Source organism: Okeania sp. (genome assembly GCF_983059655.1).
On sequence record NZ_CEZPJD010001021.1, the window covers coordinates 1 to 2383 of the forward strand.

The following is a 2383-nucleotide window of genomic DNA, read 5'->3' on the forward strand; positions in this document are numbered from 1 at the left end:
ATTATTTTTTTTTTATCCCCTTAAAAGGGGAGGCGCATACCCACGATTTTTCGGTCAATTGCTTCTAAAATTATTTTAAGAGCTGTATTATTTTCCACGGAAGCTTGAGTCATAATATTTATTCTCCTCATGATTCAAATAAGTTAAAAATTTTTTTGATTACTTAGAAAAACTCTTTAATTATAGACTATTTCAAATAGGTAAATTTCTCCTGCAATCCATCCTTTTTATTGCTTTTAAGTACAAATTAGTCCAAACTCAAGTAGAATTGAATTGCACTAATCCGAACTTTAAATGTAGGATTAATCTGAGCAAAGAATAACGGTATAATTTCAAAAAATATTTAAGTAATGTCTAAACAAATTATATCATGTCCGGTAGCATCGGAGCGTGTATAAAATTAAGGTAACAACAGGAGAAAACCTTCTGCCTCCTGCCTCCTGCCTTCTGCCTTCCTTCCACCAAAGTCTAATTATTCAACCGGACATGATATTACACAATTATCTCTTGATGAATTGAAACAAGTCTTTGATTCATTTGATACTGATGGTAATGGCTCATTATCACCTGAAGAGGTAATGAATGTTCTGTGTTCTCTGAGAATGAACCCAAATACTGAAGATATAAAGTCCATTTTCATTAGTACCGATCAAGATGTAAGCAATACGATTAAGTTTGACGAATTTTCTCAATGGATTTTAAATAAATGTAGATATAACTTCTAAAAACGATTTATTAGAGACAGGACTTACGCAAAGACACTATATATAGCGTATGTCAAATATAGCGATCGCTATAAATTTTTAAGCGATCGCCTGAATCATAAAATCATCATAACTTATATAAAGACACGCTAATATAGTTAATTTTCATAATTATTAATGTTGTGAATTGTCAATAAATTCCACCCAAATACTCACGCTTATTATATAATAATATTATGATTAAGAGCGAGGTAACAATATGAATTTTAACTATATTGATTACTGTCAATATTTACTTAGTTCTCATACAAATTATACCATCACAAATTTAGCAAACCATCTAGAAAATATTAGCCATGACACGATAAATCGTTATCTGAAAATAGAAAATTTTGATAGCCAGGATTTATGGGAAAATATTCAAGAGGAAATTGTAACTAATACAGAAGGTTATTTAATATTTGATGATACAGTTATTAATAAGGAACATAGTAATAAAATTGAGTTAGTCCGGCGACAGTATAGTGGTAATGACCATAGAGTAATCCGTGGTATAGGGATAGTAAATTGTATATATTTTAATCCAGAAATCGAAGAATTTTGGCTTATAGATTATCGAATTTATGACCCGGAAACTAATAAAAAAAGCAAAATAGATCATGTAGAAGAAATGATTTTTTCTGTAGTAAATCAGAAAAAAATACCATTTAAGACTGTATTAATGGATAGTTGGTATGCAACACAAAGATTAATGGCGTTGGTAGATAACTTAGAAAAAATTTATTACTGTCCCTTAAAAATAAATCGTCTAGTAGATGATACTGGAGGTCTAGAAAAATATAAAAAGATAGGAGAGTTAAGTTGGAATAAATTAGAAAAAATATCAGGTAAAATAATTAAAATCAAAGGTTTTCCAAGGGATAAGAAAGTTAAACTATTCTGGGCAACTGTTTCTACCAACAGGACAGAATATATTGCGACTAATGACTTAACTCAATCTTCAGTAGATGCGGTAGAGTTTGAGTCTCAAACCAGATGGAAAATTGAAGAATTTCACAGGGAAATTAAGCAATTAACAGGTATAGAATTCTGTCAATGTCGTCTCAGACAAATTCAGAAAAATCATATAGCCTGTGGGATGTTAGTCTGGAATTTTTTAAAAAGATTAGCAGCAAAAATAGGAAAAACCATCTATAAAGTTAAAAATGAATTACTCTCAGATTATTTGGTCCAAGAACTGAAAAAGCCCACAATAAAATTCAGGGCTATTTTTATTTTATAGATGTTTTTTTACCCTTGTTTTAACAATGGTACTTGTCTTGAGGCGATCGCTTAAAATTTTGTAGCGATCGCTCTATTTTACATACACTATATATAGTGTCTTTGCGTAAGTCCTGAGAGATTTTTCGCCTAATTGATTTGGATGATAACGGCACTATCTCAACTGATGAACTACGAGAGTTACTTGATAGGTTAAATATTAATATCAACGATCGCGACATCGAAACCTTGATGCAACAAGCTGATGTCGATGGTAATGGTCTCGCAGATTATATCATGTCCGGTTGAATAGTTATAAATAAACTACTGCAGGAGTCAGGAGTCAGAATTTCCTACGGAATGCTCCGCAAACAGAAGGGAAGAAAGAAGAAGAGAAGGAGAAAGTTTTTTCATCACTA

3 protein-coding genes are annotated in these 2383 nt (G+C 31.2%); all 3 read left to right on the forward strand.

From position 1 onward, the window contains the following. The first annotated feature begins 491 nt into the window (after positions 1 to 491). The 3 genes from AC3DU7_RS31305 to AC3DU7_RS31315 all read left to right on the forward strand — a co-directional run bounded on the left by AC3DU7_RS31305 (position 492) and on the right by AC3DU7_RS31315 (position 2273). Positions 492 to 725 (forward strand): EF-hand domain-containing protein, encoded by a 234-nt coding sequence (locus AC3DU7_RS31305; RefSeq protein ID WP_488043134.1) that lies wholly within the window; start codon positions 492 to 494, stop codon positions 723 to 725. A gap of 238 nt (positions 726 to 963) precedes the next feature. Next, entirely contained in the window at positions 964 to 1986 is a 1023-nt protein-coding gene (locus AC3DU7_RS31310; RefSeq protein WP_488043133.1) for an IS701 family transposase, read from the forward strand. Between the two features lie 119 nt (positions 1987 to 2105). Then, positions 2106 to 2273, forward strand: coding sequence for an EF-hand domain-containing protein (locus AC3DU7_RS31315; RefSeq protein WP_488043135.1), 168 nt, complete (start codon positions 2106 to 2108; stop codon positions 2271 to 2273). Positions 2274 to 2383: the final 110 nt, after the last annotated feature.